This window comes from Bacillus sp. FSL R5-0422, assembly GCF_038610765.1.
GTDB lineage: Bacteria > Bacillota > Bacilli > Bacillales > Bacillaceae > Bacillus > Bacillus pumilus_O.
Genome location: NZ_CP152014.1, coordinates 2,432,693 through 2,453,956 on the forward strand (window position 1 = coordinate 2,432,693; position 21,264 = coordinate 2,453,956).

At 37.5% G+C, this 21,264-nt stretch carries 22 protein-coding genes, 1 tRNA gene and 2 pseudogenes; 3 read left to right on the plus strand and 22 right to left on the minus strand.

Annotated features, from left to right (window positions below; genetic code table 11):
* Positions 1-45: 45 nt before the first annotated feature.
* From MKX52_RS12425 to MKX52_RS12450, 6 genes are all read right to left on the minus strand, one after another.
* Positions 46-465, minus strand: coding sequence for a YkvA family protein (locus MKX52_RS12425; RefSeq protein WP_106048513.1), 420 nt, complete (start codon positions 463-465; stop codon positions 46-48).
* A gap of 95 nt (positions 466-560) precedes the next feature.
* Positions 561-1,727 carry a D-alanyl-lipoteichoic acid biosynthesis protein DltD gene (dltD, locus tag MKX52_RS12430; protein ID WP_211062923.1) on the minus strand — a complete coding sequence of 389 codons (1,167 nt, stop codon included), beginning with the start codon at positions 1,725-1,727 and terminating at the stop codon, positions 561-563.
* Complete coding sequence (gene dltC, locus MKX52_RS12435; RefSeq protein ID WP_003216498.1) at positions 1,727-1,963, minus strand: D-alanine--poly(phosphoribitol) ligase subunit 2; 237 nt, start codon at positions 1,961-1,963, stop codon at positions 1,727-1,729. Before dltC ends, dltD begins: the two co-directional genes overlap by 1 nt.
* Before the next feature lie 21 nt (positions 1,964-1,984).
* Entirely contained in the window at positions 1,985-3,169 is a 1,185-nt protein-coding gene (gene dltB, locus MKX52_RS12440) for a D-alanyl-lipoteichoic acid biosynthesis protein DltB (RefSeq protein WP_342490790.1), read from the minus strand.
* Positions 3,166-4,671, minus strand: coding sequence for a D-alanine--poly(phosphoribitol) ligase subunit DltA (gene dltA, locus MKX52_RS12445; RefSeq protein ID WP_342490791.1), 1,506 nt, complete (start codon positions 4,669-4,671; stop codon positions 3,166-3,168). Before dltA ends, dltB begins: the two co-directional genes overlap by 4 nt.
* Before the next feature lie 14 nt (positions 4,672-4,685).
* On the minus strand, positions 4,686-4,835 hold the full coding sequence (locus tag MKX52_RS12450; protein WP_024427820.1) for a teichoic acid D-Ala incorporation-associated protein DltX: 150 nt from the start codon (positions 4,833-4,835) through the stop codon (positions 4,686-4,688).
* 322 nt (positions 4,836-5,157) lie between these two features.
* Here MKX52_RS12450 and MKX52_RS12455 point away from each other — a divergent pair, with 322 nt between their 5' ends.
* A complete protein-coding gene (locus MKX52_RS12455) occupies positions 5,158-5,553 on the plus strand; it encodes a VOC family protein (RefSeq protein WP_151020028.1) in 396 nt (131 codons plus the stop codon).
* A gap of 319 nt (positions 5,554-5,872) precedes the next feature.
* On the opposite strand, the gene MKX52_RS12460 is transcribed toward MKX52_RS12455, so the two are convergent.
* From MKX52_RS12460 to MKX52_RS12475, 4 genes are all read right to left on the minus strand, one after another.
* Positions 5,873-7,225 (minus strand): IS1182 family transposase, encoded by a 1,353-nt coding sequence (locus tag MKX52_RS12460; protein ID WP_253602410.1) that lies wholly within the window; start codon positions 7,223-7,225, stop codon positions 5,873-5,875.
* A 136-nt stretch (positions 7,226-7,361) separates the two neighbouring features.
* On the minus strand, positions 7,362-7,763 hold the full coding sequence (locus MKX52_RS12465; RefSeq protein ID WP_342490792.1) for a DUF1878 family protein: 402 nt from the start codon (positions 7,761-7,763) through the stop codon (positions 7,362-7,364).
* A 19-nt stretch (positions 7,764-7,782) separates the two neighbouring features.
* Positions 7,783-8,244 (minus strand): hypothetical protein, encoded by a 462-nt coding sequence (locus MKX52_RS12470; protein ID WP_342490793.1) that lies wholly within the window; start codon positions 8,242-8,244, stop codon positions 7,783-7,785.
* Between the two features lie 273 nt (positions 8,245-8,517).
* Positions 8,518-8,694: a hypothetical protein gene (locus MKX52_RS12475; protein ID WP_216887169.1), complete on the minus strand. Its 177-nt coding sequence runs from the start codon at positions 8,692-8,694 to the stop codon at positions 8,518-8,520.
* Between the two features lie 476 nt (positions 8,695-9,170).
* Here MKX52_RS12475 and MKX52_RS12480 point away from each other — a divergent pair.
* A pseudogene (locus MKX52_RS12480) lies at positions 9,171-10,714 on the plus strand (T7SS effector LXG polymorphic toxin).
* Between the two features lie 16 nt (positions 10,715-10,730).
* Positions 10,731-11,075 (plus strand): hypothetical protein, encoded by a 345-nt coding sequence (locus MKX52_RS12485; protein ID WP_342490794.1) that lies wholly within the window; start codon positions 10,731-10,733, stop codon positions 11,073-11,075.
* A gap of 310 nt (positions 11,076-11,385) precedes the next feature.
* On the opposite strand, the pseudogene MKX52_RS12490 reads toward MKX52_RS12485, so the two are convergent.
* From MKX52_RS12490 to gerE, 12 genes and pseudogenes are all read right to left on the minus strand, one after another.
* A pseudogene (locus tag MKX52_RS12490) lies at positions 11,386-11,731 on the minus strand (HNH endonuclease signature motif containing protein); the annotation flags it as partial.
* Positions 11,732-12,460: 729 nt separating this feature from the next.
* Positions 12,461-13,189 carry a hypothetical protein gene (locus MKX52_RS12495; protein WP_342490795.1) on the minus strand — a complete coding sequence of 243 codons (729 nt, stop codon included), beginning with the start codon at positions 13,187-13,189 and terminating at the stop codon, positions 12,461-12,463.
* A 1,267-nt stretch (positions 13,190-14,456) separates the two neighbouring features.
* Positions 14,457-15,209, minus strand: coding sequence for a hypothetical protein (locus tag MKX52_RS12500; RefSeq protein WP_144493629.1), 753 nt, complete (start codon positions 15,207-15,209; stop codon positions 14,457-14,459).
* A 429-nt stretch (positions 15,210-15,638) separates the two neighbouring features.
* The gene (locus MKX52_RS12505; RefSeq protein WP_342490796.1) at positions 15,639-15,806 is read right to left on the minus strand and encodes a hypothetical protein; all 168 of its coding nucleotides are present in this window, start codon (positions 15,804-15,806) and stop codon (positions 15,639-15,641) included.
* A 311-nt stretch (positions 15,807-16,117) separates the two neighbouring features.
* Positions 16,118-16,191: transfer RNA gene (locus MKX52_RS12510), tRNA-Arg, on the minus strand.
* Between the two features lie 121 nt (positions 16,192-16,312).
* Positions 16,313-16,837 carry a metallophosphoesterase gene (locus MKX52_RS12515; RefSeq protein WP_012010807.1) on the minus strand — a complete coding sequence of 175 codons (525 nt, stop codon included), beginning with the start codon at positions 16,835-16,837 and terminating at the stop codon, positions 16,313-16,315.
* 14 nt (positions 16,838-16,851) lie between these two features.
* Complete coding sequence (locus MKX52_RS12520; protein WP_342490797.1) at positions 16,852-17,454, minus strand: XTP/dITP diphosphatase; 603 nt, start codon at positions 17,452-17,454, stop codon at positions 16,852-16,854.
* Positions 17,455-17,464: 10 nt separating this feature from the next.
* Entirely contained in the window at positions 17,465-18,193 is a 729-nt protein-coding gene (gene rph, locus MKX52_RS12525) for a ribonuclease PH (RefSeq protein ID WP_342490798.1), read from the minus strand.
* Between the two features lie 151 nt (positions 18,194-18,344).
* The gene (locus MKX52_RS12530) at positions 18,345-19,406 is read right to left on the minus strand and encodes a GerMN domain-containing protein (protein ID WP_342490799.1); all 1,062 of its coding nucleotides are present in this window, start codon (positions 19,404-19,406) and stop codon (positions 18,345-18,347) included.
* 100 nt (positions 19,407-19,506) lie between these two features.
* Positions 19,507-20,325 (minus strand): glutamate racemase, encoded by an 819-nt coding sequence (gene racE / locus MKX52_RS12535; RefSeq protein ID WP_012010811.1) that lies wholly within the window; start codon positions 20,323-20,325, stop codon positions 19,507-19,509.
* A gap of 7 nt (positions 20,326-20,332) precedes the next feature.
* A complete protein-coding gene (locus tag MKX52_RS12540) occupies positions 20,333-20,773 on the minus strand; it encodes a MarR family transcriptional regulator (protein ID WP_007501606.1) in 441 nt (146 codons plus the stop codon).
* 148 nt (positions 20,774-20,921) lie between these two features.
* A complete protein-coding gene (gene gerE / locus MKX52_RS12545; RefSeq protein WP_003184172.1) occupies positions 20,922-21,146 on the minus strand; it encodes a spore germination transcription factor GerE in 225 nt (74 codons plus the stop codon).
* Between the last annotated feature and the right edge of the window lie 118 nt (positions 21,147-21,264).

Consider the following 21,264-nt stretch of genomic DNA (forward strand, 5'->3'; position numbering starts at 1 on the left):
AGGGTTTGTCTACACGCTGAAGCCTCCAACTGTGGAGGCTTTTCTTTATGCAGACGGCATCCCGCCATCTTCAAGCTTTTGATCAATCAGAGACGTATCTGTTTTTTCACCGAACCATTTTGATAGCCTGTCCTTCGCTTTTCCTTTCACATCATCATCAATGTACATCGCTACTTGGAGCAGAGCAAATGTGATCGCTCCTAAATCATCTGTATAGCCGACACCAATTAATGTATCAGGAATAAGGTCAATTGGAAGGATAAAGTATCCGAGCGCCCCAATAATAAGGGTCTTCGCTTTGACAGGTACTTCAGGTTTTTGCAATGTATAGTAAAGTAATAGCACAGCATAGACAAGAGAGACACCAGCTTTTTGTGCCGTCTTTTTTAACTTTTCCCAAAAGGCATGATCATTAAAATGCTTTTTCGAACGCTTTAATAGTTCTTTTTTCTCAGAACGATTCATCATATCGCCTCCATTTACAGCATAGCCCTTTTCCCTTCTTTATACAAGATATCCGCCGATTCGACAAACAAAAAGCAGCAGAAAGCTGCTGCATTCTACTGCTCTTTGTAAAACTTTTCGATTGCCTTATCGATGTACACCCATCCTTTATAAGACACGTGAATCGTATCTTTAAAGAAGTAAGGATCGTACTCATGCTTAGTCAAATCTGCGACTTCATACCCGTTATTGCGTATTTGACGATTGATTTTCTCATAATACTCTGTACGTCCCTCTTTTGGAAAACCGGTATAATCATACCATTTTCCGTTGACAGGAATCGTCACAAACAAAGGCTTTGCCCCTGCCTGCTTTAAAATATCCAGCATGATTTGAAAATCTTTGTATTCTGGTGATTCCGCATAAGAGTGGTCTTCACGAGAATCCTTCATCTTTTTCATAATCGGTTTCAGCTTACGCTCAAACAGTTTTTGATTAATATAAAACGGGTTATCCCCTGCTTTTTTCGCACCTAAGACACTTGCTTCTTTTTCAAGCTCAGTCCATGTTTTTCCTTTGACTGAAGGAGACGGTTTAAGGTTACGTTCATGCCCCGATCCAATTGTATAGTACATGTCTTTCTTTTGAAGCATGCCATAATACATTTTGGCAATAGGAGAAATCGCGCCATAAGCGAATTTGTTCCCAGAAAGCTCTGCTTTAAAAAGCTCTGTGATGACCATGTCGTTCTTTACTGCTTTAAACGTCATGATTCTCTTAATCAGTTCTTTTTTCACAGTTGGATCAATTTCTTTATTATAAGCGAGATTCAGTGCTTGAAGCGCTGAATAGTTCGGTGCAAAGTGATTCTCGTCTGATCCCCACTTTACAAACCACTGCGGGGACACGATAAATACAAGCTTCTTCCCTTTTAATTCATCCATATGAGCAGCAAAGTTCATCGCATGAATTAATGATTGAGATCCACCTTTTCCAATAAGATAAGGTGTAAACCCTTGAGGATTCTCATGAAAGAAATTCGAAGGGTGATATGGATCAAAACGTGATAGTTCAGAAGATCCATAGATCGGCAAATAAGTTGGATCTTTTAGCATTTCATCTTGTAAATATAGCCCTTGGAACATCCCCGGATCTAATTCTGTGGCTGACTTTTGTAATTTGTCTTTTGGGATCAGATGTGAGAGCCATGCATTTGGTACAAGAAGAACACCAATGAATAGAACAGCCGCTAAAATAAGCGGCCCAAAAAAACGCTTTTTCATTACTTCATCTCTGCCAGCTGCTCAGCAATGTGATTCGGTGTATCCCACACATCACGATCAAATTCTGTAATCGGAACAGTAATTCCAAGTTGACTTTCGATTGCCATAAGCAGTTCTACTGTACCAAATGAATCTAGAAGACCTTCGTCAAAAATTGCAATCTCTGGATTTTCTTTCACAACGTCGTCCTGACAAACCTCTGCAATAATACCGTATACTTGATTTTTAAATTCCATAATTTTCTACTCCCTTAATAATTAATGATGAAATGGTTTTCCTGAAAAAATATAAAATCCGAAACAAATCACATGGAATGTAATAATGATCGACACAACCATTGTGACCTTGTTATCTGGCCACCACTTGTGTTTTTTATTCCATTTCTCAAATAGATTGTAACCGGACATCACAACTGCGTGATATAGTCCGTAAATAATATATTGAAGGGCGAGACCATGCCAAGCACCCATCAATAGAAAGAGGACAAAGTACCCAATATTTGATACAGCCATACGGTTCTTGATCCACTTCTTTTTTGTCATAAAGAACACAAATCTCATAAACACGTAGTCTCTGAACCAGAAGGACAGGGACATGTGCCAGCGATTCCAGAAGTCTTTAATATTCCGGCTGATAAACGGTTTGTTAAAGTTTTCTGGTGATTTGATGCCCATGATATAACTCACACCAACAGCAAATGCTGTATAACCAGCAAAGTCAAAGAACAAATACATACTGTACCCATACATATACGTTAACTGTTGAACAAAGTGACTGCTGCTAATGTGATGAATATTCATCAGAATATACGTGTGAATTAGATAACCAATAATGAACTTATATAAGAAGCCGATAAAAATTTTATGAATACCGGCGTATAGAAGATCACTGTACGCTTCCTTTTCAGGCGGCGTATCCATATCCTTTTCAAACCGGCGGTAACGATCAATTGGACCTGATGAAATCGTCGGGAAAAAGACAATGAAATAGACCAAACGGTGAATCGGAATTTTCTTCTTAATCAAGCCATCTCTCGTCTCGATAACTAACTGAACACCTTTAAATGTTAAGTACGAGATCCCTAAAAAGCTCAGCCAGTTCATTGGCGGCGGTTGATGTGGCTGATGAGTTAAAAAGAATGGTAAAACCTTTGATAGTACAAGCGGCAAAATTGATGCCACCACTGCCATATAGAAGACAGACGCCCTGTTCGCTTTCAACCGATACGAAAGGTACAGGCGGATGATCAAGACTTGCCACACTGTAAACAAGAAGAGTAGCAGTGCGCCATGTGCATCCTTTGAGAAAATAAGAGCGAGTGCCACAACCGTTGCAAACATGTTGTAGCCCTGCATTCGTTTGCCGCGCAGACCAAGTATGATCGTCGGCAAAAGAAGAACACCAATTAGAATGAAGAAAAAGAATGAACTAAACGGAATCATAGAAGAACCTCTTTCGCGATTCTTTTACGGTCAACCTTCCCGTTTGGCGTCATGTATAGCTGCTCAAGATAGACAAACTTTCTTGGTATCATGTACGCAGGCAGTGAATCCGCCATTTCTTTCTTAATTGCACTTGTCAGCTGATATTCTTTTTCAAAAGAATGCGCTGCTGGAACAATGGCTGCAATCAAGTACTCCACATGACCGTTTGGCTGGAACGGCACAATCACACAAGCATTGACATGCGTTGTCTCGCTCACATGATATTCAATTTCTTCAAGCTCCATCCGGTATCCGTGCAGCTTAATTTGATAGTCCAGACGACCGTGGCACGTAATCAAACCATCTTGCGCCACACCTGCGTCACCTGTGCGGTATGCAGGGCGCCCTTCGTATTCAAAGAATACTTTCTCCGTTAAGGCTTGTTCACCTAAGTAGCCTCTCGTGACGCTTGGCCCCACGATGACAATTTCTCCTTTTTCACCATCCGGAAGGTTCTTACCTTCTTCATCTAAAATGACGATATCGGTATCCGGTTTCGCATAGCCGACTGGTAAAGAATCGTGCTGATCAAGAATGGCCTGCGTGACTTCAATCGATGTGATCGCAACAGTTGCTTCAGTCGGTCCATACGTATTAAAGACCTGCGCCTTTGGAAAACGCTCAAGGAGTGCACTTGCTACAGATACAGGAAGTGCCTCTCCGCAGAACAAGAAAACTTTCAACTCTGGTAAAAGCTCCCCTGTAAAGGAAGGATCCATCAAACACATTTGTACAAAGGAAGGTGTTGATGTCCACACTTCAACGTCAGATTGACCAAGTGCTGCAAACATATCCTTCGGCTTATTCACTAGATCTTTTACTAAACAGTACAGCGTGCCGCCTGATTGAAGTGCTGGATACAAATCCATCACTGATAAGTCAAAAGAAAATGGTGCTTGATTTAAGAACATGCGTCCCTCGCCAATTGGAAAGTCTCGGCACATCCATTCTGTAAAGCTTTCTAAATTATTGGCTGTTACCTGAACGCCTTTCGGTTTTCCGGTACTACCAGACGTATAAATGATGTAAAACACATCATCTTGTTGAACCCACTGCGAGGATGGCGGTGCTTCTTTTTCAAGAGCTAAAAGCGATGCCGCACTTTTCACTTCAATGTGCTCTTCGATATCTAGTACATTCTGCTCGTTTGCACAAATCAACAGACTGGCTTTTGAGCTTTCAATAATTGAGACGATACGCTCTGCAGGAATTGAAATGTCGACCGGAATGTATGGCCTACCTGATTTCACACTGCCTAAGAAAGAAATCAGCATCTCTGGCTCCATATGACCGTATACAATGACAGGTGCACTATCTGTAGCGACTGCATCGATCGCACCAGCCATTTGGTCTGATAGATGCCAAAGCTCATCATATGTGATCGAAGCATGTTGAGAAACAAATGCTGGCTGTGTTGGTTTCGTTTGTTGGTATTCATGAATCGTGTGTAATAGTTTCATAGTTTAATCTCCAATTAAAAATCGTTGTAAATGAATGATCCCGTATTTGCTGTATGGAATCCGTAAATAAAGAACAATAATAGCAAAATAAGTAAGTAAAAGCTTGTATATCCTATCCATTTTACAGACTTATTTTCTGATAGCTTTTTGAATAGCATATTGATAACCTCTTTTCTTTTGACACTTATAGAGACGCATGAATCATTAAAAGAGTTTCATGTCAAAACATAAAAATTTTAAAAAATCATGAAAAAAATATGTCGAATCGATAAACATGTCTCTAGGCAAAGCTGTCTTATTGTAACAAAGATTTAATGTATTTGAAATGAAATTCGATCTTAAATTTGCCTTAAAATTGCTGAAAGCTGTCGAGAAGTATCAAAAATTTAATATCAGCTACACAATGAAATAGTGTTCGCTATTGTTCTGAATTAGGTTACATTGAATAATACACATTAAATTTTTCAAGTAAGGGAGGTTCACCTATTGTCAAAAGGACTTATTCACCACATTGAATTAAATGTTTCGAATCTAAAGAATTCAATTATTTTTTGGGAATGGTTTTTAGAAGAATTAGGCTATGAAACTTATCAAACATGGGAAAGCGGTCGAAGTTGGAAATTAGGAGAAACTTATATCGTTTTTGTACAAACTGAAGAACGATTTATGGACGTACCATATCATAGACGCAGAGCAGGTTTAAACCACTTGGCTTTTCATGCAGAGTCCAGAGAGCAAGTAGATTATATAACAGAAAAATTAAAAACAAAGGGGGTTAAAATTCTTTATACCGATACACACCCTTTTGCAGGCGGCAATATACATTACGCAGTTTATTTTGAAGATCCTGATAGAATAAAAGTTGAATTGGTTGCACCTTGATTTAAGTTTGACTAGAGAGAAGTTTTTATAGGTATTCAAGTAACAATAAAAAACCCATGATTCATGGGTTTCTCATCCATTATTAAAAAATCCGTCACAAGGCACACGGGTTCTCCATTTTCATTCAGCCCCCCAAAAAAAGTCCTTTCAGGTTTCATGAAATAAAAATTCTGAAATCCCCTCAAAGATTTCAATAAAAAAGCCTCTTCATCTAGTGAAGAGGCTCAGCTTGTAGAGAAACTCATGTTTTTCTACAGGCTTTTTTATTTTCATCGTAATTATGATGGATGAGATTTAATGAAAAAGGCCTCCCACACACCTAGCCTAGCTTCGCTAGGTGTGTGGCAATCTTTTTCATGTTCTGGCAAGCAGCTGTGAGGAGAACTTGCTCACTCACATTTTGTTTCCCCCTTAACCGACAGTAGCGAAGCCCATGCAGTTGTTTTGAATCTGCAAAGCTTCGCTCTATTTTTTCTTTTCTTTTTTTATATAGCTCTTTTCCAGAGACAGTTAGACGATTCTGTCTGATCTTTTCTTTATGTTCTTCCCATATGTGTCTTGAGATGACTCTTTGATGATTTTTCGATCTTGTGCATCTTTCAAGGAAAGGACACGATGCACATTTTTTAGGATCTGATTTGTAGAATCGATAACCTTTTCGATCTGTTGTCGTATATAAAAGCTTCTCACCTTTTGGGCATATGTAATGATCATTTTCAGAATCATACTGAAACTTCCACTTCTCAAATAATCCTCTTGTTGGATGAAAACGTCTATGGGCAATGACACCAAAAATATGTCGATCAGATAAACCTTTACAAATTGGTGTTGTCAAATAACCTGAATCAAGCGCAACAGCTTCTACTTGAAAACCAAATCGTGCGATTTGGTGATCTAACCGATCAAGATATGGAACAGAATCATGGACATTTCCAGGCGTGACATGAGCATCGGTGATGATATTATACTTCATATCTGTTGTCCGGTGGTCTAGGTAGAAAAAGCCTTCAGGCTTGTTTTCGCGATATAGATAGCCGCTTTCAGGATCAGTCATACTTTGACGAATGTCTTTTTCTGTTTTCACCTCCTCTTTTACCTTTAAGAGCTTTTTTCCATGTGCCACCCGATCTTCTTGGACTGCTTCTTCTAAATCATTGATATAGTTCTGGGTATCTTGTTCAATCGTTTTTCTCGTATATTTATGTTTATTAGCATTGGCTTTAAGATGAGTTGAATCAGTAAAAAGAACGCGACCTCCTACCATATCATGATTGATAGCTTGAAGCACAATCTCATCGAAAATGTCTTGAAAAATCGTTGTATTTTTAAATCGAGTACGACGATTCCAACTAATAGTGGAGTGATGGGGAACGGGATCATTGATGTTCAAACCTAAAAACCATCTATACGCCATGTTATAGTAAATTTCTTTTTCGAGTTGTCTTTCAGAACGGATACCGTAAAGGTATCCGATAAACATCATTTTGAACAAAATAAGCGGATCAAGGGAAGGACGACCTTTATTTTCACTATAATAGGGTTTTACTTTATCTACGATAAATGAAAAATCAATGTACTGATCAATTTTACGAAGCAGGTGATCCTCTTCGACCAGTTGATCTAGCAATACAAATTCGGCTTCGTGCTGAGAAGAATTTCTAGTGTGGAACATGAGAAAAACACCTTCCTTTAGAATGCTTTTCTCTATTATAAAATGGAGTGGTGGAAAATTTAAGGGAAAAAATAAAGCTGCCGAGATTTTCTCGACAGCCTGAGCCTCTTCATCTAGTGAAGAGGCTAGCAGTAAGTTAATTGTTTTTCAGTAAGAACTCACATACAGTTGGCTGAATATGCTGTCTTTGAAGGCTCATTAATAAGTATTTGGTTTCGATATCAGAAGAAAATATTTTCTCCTTATAATGATCAAATTCTTTTCTTGTCGGTACTTCGTTTTTCATGACTTCCTCAACAGAAATTCCAACCGCTTTCAATTTTTCATTTGTGGATGTTTCCTTGATTTCTAGAGACTCTTCATCCCCATTTAAACGATTAGAGAAAATTCCCAAAATTTCAACGATAGCATCTACTTGCTCTTTCCTCAAATTATGATCCAAAGCAAACATGAAAAATGGATGATCATCTCCGTCAATGATTGTCTTAAGCAAATAATTTTGATACTTGAGGAGTTCTATCTCTCTTTCTAAATCCATCGTGTCACTCCTTTGTTAATTATGCAATAATGAACATAATTGCCCATGCAATTGTTCGAGCAGAAGATGCTGGAATCCCCAATTCAAAGATCAGAAAATCAATTAATCTTGCTTCAATACTGTTAGAAACACTGTCAAGAAAATCGGCAATTTGTTTGGAGTACTTTTTGACGTAATCGGCATTTTTCTTACTCAAAATTTCTAGAAGGTCTCCTAGAAGTTTGCCGCCATTCCTTAATGCATAGACTAAACCGTCTTTTTTCAATCCTTTTGTACTTAGTGTAGGATCATTTGTCACAGTATTATTAATTTGATTCGTTACTTCATTTTGAACTGTAGCATTTTGTAGAACGGTACTCTGCAATTCAACTTTGACTAGATTTTTTGCTTTTTTGTTCTCTGCTGCATACGTAGAAACTGGGGCTACAATTGAAAATAAAGTAGTCAATGCTAGTGTTCCTGCAATAATTTGTTTTTTCATTTAAAATTCTCCTCAAAAGCAGATGCATCCGCAAGAGTTTATTGGCCTATAAACAACATTAACAAATACAGGAAATATTTTATACACTTTTTCTTATTTTTGAATAAAATTGGTATTTAAATCCTTATTTATTTAACAAAAGATAATCTTTATGACTCTTTTTGTTAAATTAAATAATCTATTATTCATACTATTTTTTATGTCTCTCATAAGGGATATGTACCTAAAAGAAAAAAGGTTTAATTAAAAAACCCTTCCAATGGAGGGGCTGTATTATGAACTATTCTCTTTTGAATATTTCTTAAACAATGTTTTGCTAATCTTGCTTATGATATAGATCACAACCGCTAAAATCAACATTAAAGGAAACATGCCTAAACGATCATCTGCAACATACACAATGACTCCAACAATGATTGCCACTACAATGGCCGTTAAAATATGCTTCACCTCAAGCCCGTTGTATACATCATATACATATTATTACTCGAAAAGTTCGATTGAAATATTTGACCATAAGCAAAAGAGGGTTTTCTTTGTTTCACTCTACAAGTGAGTTGCTTCCCTTCCTTATATTGTTCATATAATCTCTATATGCTAAAATTAACCACAATAATTGGATAAAGGATCAACCGAGAGATCCTTTAGTGACACAGCAAAGCAAGCCATCCAGAATGTTATTCGTTACATTACTCGGTGCTATTATTGCCCTTGAAAATTGATACCTTTTTTATATTGTGGCTTTTGGTGTAATGCGTTTAATTGTTTCTAGCTTAGTAAAAGACTACAGAAAAAAGATAAGTTGAACTATCGTTTATGAAGCTCCCTTTCTTTATGTGAACACTCTCAAAGTTCTAAATTAAAGCAAAAACAAACGGAATTAAAAAGAAGGAAGTAAATAAGTAGAGGAATTAAAGGAGAACGGAATGAAAACCCTTGACGTCTTTGAGTTGAAGAATGGTATTGACCAAACGCTGAACAAGTTGAAGCAGCAATCACATAATGTGAAGTCCCTAGAAAAACAAATCAATCAAATCATCTCCTTAGATGGCGCATTAAAGGGCGAAGCTGGCCAAGCGATAAAAATTTTTTATTCGGAGTGTCACATTCCCTTTTTGCAATTCTTTCAGATCATCATTGACGAATACAGCGGCGAACTAAAAAAGACAAAACAGGCACTCCATGCTTTTGAGTCAAACCCGAATGGTTTTATCTCTCAATCATTCATTGAACACGAGCTTGGCGAAGGGTTAAAAAAAGCCGAACGGACCATTTCTGATATTGTATCAGATGTGAATCAAGCCCTCAGCAGGGTCAGCCATATTGAGCATTTGCCTCATGTAGATGAATCTGCTTTCCAACGAAGCTATCAAAAGCATGGCTTGAGACGTCCAAAACCATTGGACTACTTCATGCATTTGACAGAGAACAAACAAGTGCTTTAAATGAAACAAAAAGTTCCCTTCACATAATGAAGCAATACATTGATACTTTAAGCAAGATGTTCACTGGCCAGAAAATTGAAATTACTAGTTATCAAAAAGGCTCTATCTTTAAAGATGGAAAAGAAGAAAAAATCAGCAGCAAAAATGAAAAAATAGACAACCCTGAAGAAAATCCAATGACGATCATGTTGAAGAAGCTGAATGATAAAGAGCGATCAAATGTGGATACGATTTTAATTAGGAAACCGTCTAATAAAATCAATCAAAACGCCGTGTTCGTAAATGGAAAAGTATTCAATACAAATGAAAAGATTGACTTCGCAAATGCCAAAACAGTTGAAGTTATTCGAGATGGAATGTTATATCGATTACGAATATCGGATCAAAACAAAGTGAATATTGAAAGCATCACAAAGATTTCCGACTTGAAAACGGGTGAGCAAACCTCAACCATCTTGAATACAGCGGTTGAATTTACAGGAATAAATGATGCCATTCGAGTCATCACAGGGAGAGATCCTGTAACAGATGACAAAGTCGCTGACATGGATCGTTTAGTCTCAACCTTGTACATGATACCCGGAGCTAAAATCGCTAAAGTTGGAAAATATGTATTTAAAATCATGAAAGGAGAGAAAGTAGACAAGAAGATTTTTAAAACACCTACATTTGGCAAACACTCCATACCAAAAGGTCCGTATCGTGAAGTAAATGGTTTCCCTGCAAAGGTAAAACCAGGAGCTCAAGAGAAACATATTCCCGATGCACCTAACTATAAACAGGAGATAGCTAATGGAAAGAAAAAAAGCATCTTTTACGGTGACAATAAAAAAGCCCAAGAATTGCTTGATAAATATGCTGGTACAGGACACATACCATCAAAAGGAAGAGAAGTTGTTAAGTTTGATCACAAAATAGGTAAAGCATATGACTTAGAAACTGGAAAATATTTAGAAACCAATAGAGGAACAATACATTACTCAAAAGATGGTGCTCACATAGTTCCAACAAAACCAATACCATAAAAAAGGATTGATACTCTTGGGATATAACTCTTTAATCAGAATATTAAATAAATATGGTGCCAACGAATTGCGATTAGAATGGGAAAACGGATTACAGATTATCGGAAAACCAGATGCACTCTATGAAACAGATAATGGGCTAGAAGACGACGATATAAATTATACAGAATATTACGCAGTTGCCTTTATTGTCAAGGACATCATTGCCCACCCTACTCATAATGAAGGAAGAGTATGTGATTGGGTAATACAAGAAGGAAATTCTTATGTGGAAATTTCCCTATATGATGATCCACCTAAGTCTGTATATTTAGTAGACGGTCAAAAATTATGGGAATTTGACAGCGATGAATACCAATGAAAAGCCCCTCCGTGTTGTAAGGGCTTTCTTTTACTTCTGTTTTAACATATTTTGAAGCAGCTGTAATATAATAGCCTGATTTCAGCTTGTACATTTTTGCTTCATTGAATGAAACGATCTATCAATCGTGAATGCTTCACCCGACTTTACTTTTTTGTACTTTGCTGCTCTCTGCTCTCTGCTACCTTGTATAGTAAGATGTTTACTCGGCTCTACACCTCAGACACACTAGCAGATGTCGTTTGATTCCACGTCCGACCTTCATAATCCTAGAACAGAATTTAATTATGAAGATTGTTCCACATTGATCATTTCCAAACCCTCCATCTTCTTTAGCGGTCTTAATGTTATGACAAGTCGCACACAGCAGCTGACAGTTGGCAGAATCCCAGAACTGTTTTTATCTCCCTTATATGGCTTGATGTGGTCCACAACTGTCGCAACAATGCGTTTAACTTGAAACATGCAAGACTGACACAAAGGATGCTTTGTCAAATAACCTTCACGCACTTTACGCGGCTGTTATACCCACGACGGGATGATGATTCACGGAACAGATCATATAAAGGCTTTAATGTCTTATGCTTCTGGCAATATCCTTCGCACGTTAGTTGAGGACATCCAGATTCATTGCATGGTGTTAATGCCCACTTCATTAGATTTTCCTCCCCAAAATAAAAAACCCCCTGATGGGTGCTTTCAGTTTAGACCGATCCAAATGTAATTTTCTTCAACATTATTCTTTGTCCCTAAGCTTAAAGTTTCCTACTCTATCCATAAAAAATCTCAAATTCTTGTCAAAGTAAATATAATTTAGGAACATAACAACCAATAGAATAATATTGACAATATACAAGACCCAGGTGCCGGTGTTATTATATCGACTACACAGAGAACCTGTTATTAAAAGCGCAGAAATTATTAAACTTTTTATTAAACCTCCCCTAGCATGTAATTGTCCTAACCGATAACTGTATATATCTTTAATTCTAGGACCTATTTTTTCACATTCAATAATTTGTTTGTCTACATTTAGTTCTCTTTGAAAATAGTTATTCCAATTTCTAAATTTACGATTAGCATTCTTGACATCTTTGCTCTAGTTTTTCCTCGTCGATTTTCGGAATGTCTAAACTTGTGTTTGTTTATAATAATTCCCCCAATTATTTTCTGCGCATGGCCCCGCCTTTGCCTCTTTTTAACCACTGCATGTTTTTATACACCATGAGCTCACATCTCTCCCTTTCTATAATCTCCTGCGGTCGTTTTCGGCTTTTCCTTCTTCATGTTGTTGCTCCTTTCCAAAAAATAAAAAACGGACACCAACCAACACCCATAAAAGGTATTGATCAGTATCCACATGCTATTCGTCTTGGACTTATTTTTTATTCAATATAGAGTATTTCATTATATAAATCTTCTAATTTCATTATTTTAACTTGACTACACAGTTTATAATTACTTTTATCTCCTAAGAGAACTGTATCTTTATTTATCGCATGCAAAAGATACCACTTTTGATATTCTTGACATCTCCAATATGCATATTTTTCATTCGAAATATTCATAAATTTTGAAATTTGACCTCTTAAAGAAGGGAGTAACGATGTAAAAACAAATATCATAATAATTAATATTATTAAATCCATATCGTTATAGGTTCCGTTTTTAACCACTGTTAACAATATGTAGTAGAGAGATTGAAATATCAATATAATAAAAATGAATAATAATATAATATGTAATGCTCTTAGCCAATGTTTTTCTTGGATCTTTTCTAAAATTTTACCCTTTACTTCACCCGTATTAATTAGAATAATATTACACAAAATTATGACCGCGAGTAAAATTGAAAAATAGACAATACATAATGATGGTTCAAATTCTAACGTTGCAATCGAAATAAAAAATAAAATACAATATAATGTGTAAATTAAATGTTTACTGACTCTTAAGAGAAACAATTTATCTTTTGAAAACATCCTCTGTTCAATTATCCCTGCAGAAATAAATGAAACTGGTTTAATAATTCTCATGAAAAAAATTAGAGATACAAGAATACCGGGAATTCTCAAGTACTTACTTATATCCACCAAAATATTATATAAATCCACTTTGTTTCTCCTCTTTACTTAGTCTAAAATACCAACTTAATTTCTTTAAAAATAAAACTAAATAGCACTATCCGAATATTTTTTTACAATTCTTTATTTATCATACGATAAATGCAATAGTTCATCTATTATAGTAAAAGAACTCCAAAAATTCCCCAAATGTATAGTGACGTATCTCTCCTAACCAAGCACCTATATCAGCTGTACCTTGTTTTGATCTTAAATAATAAATATTCATTATGAAAAGAGATTCACGTGAAATTTCTTAAATTATATATATTATACCAAAAAATAAAGAAAAAGGATAATCCTAAATATTAGTTGTAGCATTAACAGCACTTTTGTTTTTCCCCATTTAATCCGTCAAAAGAAAATCAGTAACGAAACAAGTTTCATCTCCATTCTCATCCCCAAAATAACTTGGATAATCTTAAAACACGCCGTTCCACATCCATTTCCAGTATCAACTCCGTAGCCAGAGAACTGATCCCCCTGTAAATCACTTTCTATCTGTCATTTATCGTGCAAGCTCCCACTTCACACTATTTTGGCTAATAAACTTTATGATGCAGATGCAATACGTTCATCTTCATTTTCAAAACAGATAATATTTAAAGTACTGAATACTTTCATAGTTTAACGGTTCTCTTTCTGATAAAATAAACGGATCACAAGCAACTAGTTTTTCAATAGGTAGCTCTATTTCTTCTATATAATTACAAGACATTTGCCCTTCACCCTGAATGGCTTCGTTTTCACCTTCATTAAAAATCAAGTTGCTCGATTTGATTTTGTACGCCCTAAAATTCCTCCCAACTTGCTAAATATTCTCCTTCTACTATACACCTTGAATTTTTTAGTAGAAAGCTGCCATTTATATCCCCGTCTGTTTGTAAAGGCTTTCTGTTTGATGAAACAAAAAAGCCTGAAATTCTTCCAAGGATTTCTGGCATGCAAAGAGATGCATACATATACTTAATGAAGCGTAAACATAATTAATGAATTATTATAAATTTGCTAATTATTACTTTATTTGTTAGATTATATTTAAAGAAAAATATTGAGAAATGGTGGTGTTTATCTTGAGAAAAGACATCATAAAAGTTATTTCTACATTAGGTATAGGTTCTATTCTAGTTATATTAGTCCCCCTTCTCTTTATTTATTTTTTTTAGTATTTGCCTAATCAGTCAATGCATTCATTCGGTTTTTATTAAAAAAGAAGCCTTCTTTTCAGAGGCTTCTTACTTTTTAATAAAACAGTATCTTAGACTAGTTGAAAACAAGAAATAACTCCACCAATATTAGCTCCACCTATCACAAAAACTCCACCTACACAAGATGCACATAACGGTACGATTCCAGTTCCACAAGCACCTATACAAGTAGCTGCAACAATCCTTGCTACAGTCAAATCTATTAACAACACACTAGCAAGACAAAGCGAAACTTCTCCCAAACCTTCTGGTTGCACTATATTATCATCAACATCAATACTTTTTGCTTTGTCTATTGCTTCTTGTACTTCACTATTACTTAAATATTCAATATCTGTTATTTTTTCATTTGTTATGACTCCATCAGTATACGTGGAAATTGCGACAGTATTCTTATTACTTTTGGTTATTAATGTTTCAGTATAAGTCAAAATTTCTCCGCTCTGACTAATTAGAGTTAAATTGCTTAATGGATTATAGTCATCTGATTTAATAGGTATTGTTATAACCGAATATACTTCATTTTCGGCTAAAACTTCACCAACAGTGGCTTCATCATAATTTAAATCAGCACTTAAAGCATTAGAAACCACTTTTTTGTTTTCTATAGCCTCTATTGATTCATCTTTCATCTCTTTAATTTTTTCAGGATCTTTTACGATACTCATCTTTTGTGCAGTTTGATTTAGTGATTTCAGATCATCGGATTGTTCTGCATTCGCCTGTATATTTGAACTAGACCAACCGAATACTAAAAGTGTTAAAGCTGCAATTACTGTAATAAATTTTTTCAAAATTTTCATCTTAATCACCTTTCTTATTTTAACAATTTTGTTTATTTAAACCATAAATAAACATAACATATAATCAGAAAATTCGCATTGTATTTAACGCATTTCAAGTTTAATTTACTCATTTTATACTATTTGATGAAATAAGTGCGTTTCATTTTTCTTAGTCTTGGCATTTTTTTAAAGGTAGAGAGTTTAAATGTAGGTAAATAGACATTCTAAATCACATGATATCTGTTTGCTTTGTTTAAACAGCTCGTAACTTTTCATTTTCTGAAATCACTTCAACTTCTTTATCTAGGTTTCTGACTATCACCTTTTCATACGTCCACGCTCAAACAACTGTTCAGTACTTGTAAATATAATTTTTCAGCAAATAAAAAACGGGTAAGCGCATCAACATCTAAATTTGTCATAATTCCAATGTTTTTAGCTCGTCCGCTACCTTTTGAATTCTCTTTTTAAATCTTTTGGTAAATAAGAAGGAGCTTTCACTTTGTCATCTGGCGCCTTTATTTCCTGCTCTCTTCTTTCTTCAATCTCTTTCTTGGTAAGGTTTTTCTTCCCTTTCACTAGCAACGAGTCAACCGGTTGTCTCGACCTTGCCATCCCCCTTGATCCTATTTCCAATCCATTTTTTAAGGGCTGCTTCTTCAGTGGATGAGTGAAATTGATTCAAAAAACTCGTGGTGTAATAGCATATGTTGGCGGATCAAAAGGCAATAAATCTGAGAGTATCGACGTTTGGCTTGATAAAGGTGTGAAATATTCTATCTATGTAAATCATGCTCCTTCCAATGAATCAATTACTGGAGTCATAAAAGATCGCTAAAATACTTTGTTAAACAATGAAAAAAACAAAAAAGGCCAGAGACATTGATAAAACAATGTTTCTGGCTTTTAACAGTTTTAAGTACATACGTCCCAGGAGAGATTCGAACTCCCGACCGACGCCTTAGAAGGGCGTTGCTCTATCCAGCTGAGCTACTGGGACATGTTGTTATGTAGTGTGCTATGGTGTATTACCTCAGCGACAATATTTATTATATTACTATTGTTCTTTAAAGTCAACGGTTTTTCGAAAGTTTTTTTCATAAGGGGCAAATGCTGCACCCTTATGAAATACCTTCCAATGTGACAGTGTTTTCGAGGTCTTGTATGGCTTGACCTTCGTCTGTGAAAAATTGTACGTTCGCTTCACTTCCATCTAGTGTCAGTATAGCATAGCTGCGCTCTTTGCGCACTCTTGGCAGGTGCACGCTGCCTGGGTTAATAAGCAGTTTTCCTCTTAGCAGTTCACTGCCTGGGATGTGCGAGTGACCAAAGCAGATGATGTCTGCGCCTAGCTCTTCTGCACGGTAGTAGACTTGAAGCAAGGACTGTTTGATGCCATGCAGATGTCCGTGAGTGAGAAATAGTTTTCCGCCTCCATCCAGTGGGAGCAGGAGCTCTTCTTCAAAATCGCCCATAAAGTCACAATTTCCTTTGACGACCTTGTATCCTTCGAGTGCTGGGTGGTTCGTTTCGAGTTCTGAATCTCCGCAGTGAATCATCATGTCGACTTCAGCCGCGTGCCTTTTGGCGATCATTTGAAGTTCGTCTGTGAGTCCATGACTGTCACTAATGATGAGTATCTTCATGGCTTCATTCCCCCTTATTCATTTGCGTCTAGCAGTGATGAAAGCTTTTGAAGCGCGACCGCTCGATGGCTGATCTTATTTTTCTCCTCTGGTGATAATTCGGCCATCGTCTGGTCTTTGTCTTTGACGATGAAAATCGGGTCATATCCGAAGCCATTTTCGCCGATTGGTTCCTCTGCGATAAAGCCTTCTACTGATCCTTCTACCGTTTTTGTTTCTTTGCCTGGTATGCTGACAGCCAAGGCACATCTGAATCTAGCTGTGCGGTCTTCTTTTTCAATGCCTTGAAGTTCGCTCAGCACTTTTTCTACATTCTCAGCATCGTTTTTATGCTCTCCAGCGTATCTCGCTGAATAGACGCCCGGTTTTCCGCCTAGATAATCAATCGACAAACCGGAATCGTCTGCAATGACCATTTCACCCGCTTTGGCTTGAATCGCCTCGGCTTTGATGACGGCATTTTCTTCGAAGGTATGTCCTATTTCTTCAATTTCTTCAATAAAGCCGATGTCTGCTAGTGTTTTGACCGTGAATCCTTTTGGCTCAAGAATGGCTTTGAATTCTTTCGCTTTGCCCGCATTGTGCGTTGCAATGATGGCTGTTTTCATCCTGATCAAACCCTTCTTTTTATTCGATGACTTCTCCTGTCACTGCTTTTTGCTTTTCAATTAATTCTTTGATGCCCTTTTCGGCTAAATCAAGCAGTCCGTTTAGCTGTTCTCTTGAGAATGTCGCTTCTTCGCCTGTCCCTTGAAGTTCAACAAAGCGTCCAGCGCCTGTCATGATGACATTCATATCTACTTCAGCTGAAGAATCTTCTTCATAATTTAAATCTAACAGAAGACCTTGCTGAGAATCAATTCCGACGGATATCGCCGCTAAATAATCAGTGATCGGGTTTTGTTTGATGACACCTTCTGCTCGGAGCTTTTGAATCGCAAGCGTCATAGCAACAAAAGCACCTGTAATGGATGCTGTTCGTGTGCCGCCGTCTGCTTGAATGACATCACAGTCAATCCAAATCGTGCGTTCGCCAAGCTTTTCTAAGTCAACGACTGCACGGAGTGCTCGTCCAATTAATCGCTGAATTTCCATTGTACGTCCTGTCACTTTGCCTTTAGATGATTCTCTAATGGTTCTTTGAGCGGTTGCTCTTGGAAGCATGCTATATTCTGCTGTAATCCAGCCTTTTCCTTCTCCTCTTAAAAAAGGAGGTACGCGGTCTTCGATGGATGCGTTACAAATCACCCTCGTATTGCCCGCTGAGATTAAGACAGAGCCTTCTGGATGCGTAATGTAGCCTGCCTCTATTTCAATTTTTCTTAATTCGTCATAGTGTCTTTCATCTAATCTCATGATTTACCTCCGTTACAATATACATTCCGCGCGTATGCCAGCGGGGTTCTTCTACTAACTTTAACAACCTCGGCTCGTTCTAATCGCTTGGAATAAAAAAGAGGCAGCGAATATGCATGCCTCTTTTTCTCCATTATATCAATGTGTGCCGTTAAAAACTACCTGTATTCACTTGTTCTGGTCTTGAAACTGGCTTTGTCAGCTCTGTTCCTTTTTCGTTCACAAGTTCAGCCTTGCCGTTTACCTTAACAGATACGCTTTTGACGTCCGGCAGCTCTGTTAATGTGAGCACAATGCTATCAAGAACTTTTTGTGAAATCACCTTTTTCTTTTCATCCGCGCTGCCAAAAATGGATTCGTTGAAATCAAGTGTCACATGTCCGTCTTTTACTTTCGGGATATCATTCAGCTTAACATCTTGATCAAAGTCTGTGAGCAAATGGCTTTTTTTGCTTGGTCCAGAGACGAGCTCATCAATGGCTGCTGTAATTTGATCATCCTTGTCTTTTGGCGCCCTTTTGGTCACAGGAACATAATACGTCTGTTCATCAGATTCAGCTAAGTAATAAACCGTCACAGGCTTTGTTGATGTCATATCAGCAGCAGCCTCGTGCTGAATATTAATACCGTCTTCTCTGCTTAAATCATCTGAAATCGGTGTACCATTCACAGGCATTTCTTTTAATTCATGACCATTCATTTTCAATTTGACTTTGGCGACAGAATCAAACTGTGTTAACGTCCAAGTGACCGATTGAAGGATACGCTGTTCATCTTCTTTTTTATAGTTTTTGAATTCATTTGAAAAATCTACTACGGCTGTTCCGTCTTTAATGTCGACAGATACGTTCGTGTCGGCCGGCAAAACAGCCCTGAATCCATTTGGCATGAGATTCGAAATCGGTCCTCCGTCTACGAGATATTCAAGGGTTTGTTTGGCACTTCCTTCATTTTTCGGTAGTGGAATGGATTGAGAGACGACATACCCGTTTTTATCAATTAAATATAATTCTCTCATGACTGTATCTGCCTTCTTCTCTTCTTTTCCTTCTTTGGCTGTTTGTTTATCTTCTTTATTATCTTTCACATATGTGACGTTTTGTGGCGGGTCAATCTCTGTTTTCGCTTGGTCTGTTTGAAACAATCCGCATCCTGACAAAAGCATGGCTGACGCGATACACGTCACAGCTGCTGTAGATCCTTTTTTCAGCATACTTCACCCTCCTCTAGTAGTTTGTACTACTATGTATACGAGCTCCCTCTACGGATTAGACCCTTTTCATAAAAATTAACCCACCTCAAGAAGAAGGGGGTTATTGCTGATAGACATGTTCAAGTGATACGGTTTCGACTTTTCCTGGCAGATAGCCAAACCAGTCACGAGCGATGTTTTCAAAATTTTGCTGTTGCCCTGTTGTATAAAATGTATGAACAGGCGCTTCTTGAGAAGTGTTTAACAGTCCTTTATAGGAAAGAATTGTACTCGCTTCTCTAGCTGTCTCATCTCCTGATGAAATGATGCTCACATCACTGCCCATAAAGCGCTGAATTGACTCTTTTAAAATCGGATAGTGCGTGCAGCCAAGAATGAGTGTATCAATTCCTGTTTCTTTCATCGGTTCAAGGGAATCTTTCACCACTTCATCTGCTGTCTGATCTAAAAATGTACCGCTTTCCACAAATGGGACAAGCAGCGGACATGCCAGACTTTGAACCGCTAGTCCTGCTTTTAGGGATAGCAAAGCTTCTTTGTATGCCTCGCTTTTGATCGTATTGGCCGTACCAATGACACCAATCTGCTGATTGTTTGTCACCTTGATGGCTGTGCGAGCACCAGGCTGAATCACGCCAATGACCGGAATATCGAGTGTTGCTTTGATTTCATCTAGTGCGATCGCCGTCGCTGTGTTGCATGCGATGACGAGCATTTTAATATGGTGATGTCTTAATAAGTAGTGTGCCATTTCCCAAGTATATTGAAGAACCTCTTCTTCTTTCCGAGGACCATACGGGCACCGTTTTGTATCGCCTACGTAAATGATTTTTTCTTTTGGTAGTTGTCTCATGATTTCCTTTGCAACGGTTAAACCGCCGACGCCGGAATCAATGACGCCGATTGGTTGATCCAACAAAATCGCCTCATTTTCTTTTCATTTGCTGCTGTAGTTTCGTTAAGGATTGATTGAAAACGATGGCTTCTTCTTCTGAGAAAGCCCCTAGAAGTTCACTGACGTATTCTTGGCGTTTGACAATCACTTCTTGAATGATCCGCTCGCCTTCAGGCAACAAATGAATGCGAACCACGCGGCGGTCAGAAGGATCTTTTACTCGTTCGACAAGTTCACTTTTTTCCATTCGATCAATTAAGTCGGTGGTTGTACTGCAAGCCAAATACATCTTTTGTGATAGCTCACCTATTGTCATATCTCCGAATTCATAAAGCCACTGAAGCCCTACAAATTGAGGAGGTGTAATCGTATATTGATTCAGGATTTCTCTGCCTTTTTGCTTAATAATTGCCGCAATATGGCGCAATGATTTTTCAATCTCTGCTACATGGCCAGACTCATTCGTTTCCATTTCATTGATACCTCACTATAGCATCTCACTTTAATTAAAACGTACATTCCTATTTTCCTCGTTTTTCAGAGAAAATGCAAGAAGAGACTCATGGAACCATATAGAAATAACCGGTTCCTTCCTAGTGTGGAAGGAAAACCGGCTGACTTTAGAGCTCTAGCTCACCCATACGCAGAAGCTCGACTACGGCCTGTGAACGACCTTTGACTCCTAGCTTTTGCATGGCATTCGAAATGTGGTTCCGAACAGTCTTTTCGCTAATAAAAAGCTCGCTTGCAATTTCTTTTGTTGTTTTATCTTGGACGAGCAATTCGAATACTTCTCTTTCTCTTTTGGTTAATAGCGGCTTGGATTGAAACTCTTTCTCCTTCAAGTATTGTAACCCTCCTTGCTAAGGTGAGAGCTCTAGTCTCTATAGAATGGGATTCTGTATAGTCGAGATATCATATGCCGGTTGCCCGAGGTAGGTGACGTTAAAATCGAGAATTCCC

Coding starts and splice junctions, on each gene's coding strand:
- MKX52_RS12460 (WP_253602410.1), bottom strand. CDS start 7,225: ATGTTCCACACTAGAAATTCTTCTCAGCACGAAGCCGAATTTGTATTG.
- dltC (WP_003216498.1), bottom strand. CDS start 1,963: ATGGAATTTAAAAATCAAGTATACGGTATTATTGCAGAGGTTTGTCAG.
- dltA (WP_342490791.1), bottom strand. CDS start 4,671: ATGAAACTATTACACACGATTCATGAATACCAACAAACGAAACCAACA.
- MKX52_RS12540 (WP_007501606.1), bottom strand. CDS start 20,773: ATGGAAACGAATGAGTCTGGCCATGTAGCAGAGATTGAAAAATCATTG.
- dltD (WP_211062923.1), bottom strand. CDS start 1,727: ATGAAAAAGCGTTTTTTTGGGCCGCTTATTTTAGCGGCTGTTCTATTC.
- MKX52_RS12425 (WP_106048513.1), bottom strand. CDS start 465: ATGAATCGTTCTGAGAAAAAAGAACTATTAAAGCGTTCGAAAAAGCAT.
- MKX52_RS12470 (WP_342490793.1), bottom strand. CDS start 8,244: ATGAAAAAACAAATTATTGCAGGAACACTAGCATTGACTACTTTATTT.
- dltB (WP_342490790.1), bottom strand. CDS start 3,169: ATGATTCCGTTTAGTTCATTCTTTTTCTTCATTCTAATTGGTGTTCTT.
- MKX52_RS12505 (WP_342490796.1), bottom strand. CDS start 15,806: ATGGCAAGGTCGAGACAACCGGTTGACTCGTTGCTAGTGAAAGGGAAG.
- rph (WP_342490798.1), bottom strand. CDS start 18,193: ATGAGATTAGATGAAAGACACTATGACGAATTAAGAAAAATTGAAATA.
- MKX52_RS12500 (WP_144493629.1), bottom strand. CDS start 15,209: ATGAAAATTTTGAAAAAATTTATTACAGTAATTGCAGCTTTAACACTT.
- MKX52_RS12465 (WP_342490792.1), bottom strand. CDS start 7,763: ATGGATTTAGAAAGAGAGATAGAACTCCTCAAGTATCAAAATTATTTG.
- MKX52_RS12530 (WP_342490799.1), bottom strand. CDS start 19,406: ATGCTGAAAAAAGGATCTACAGCAGCTGTGACGTGTATCGCGTCAGCC.
- MKX52_RS12515 (WP_012010807.1), bottom strand. CDS start 16,837: ATGAAGATACTCATCATTAGTGACAGTCATGGACTCACAGACGAACTT.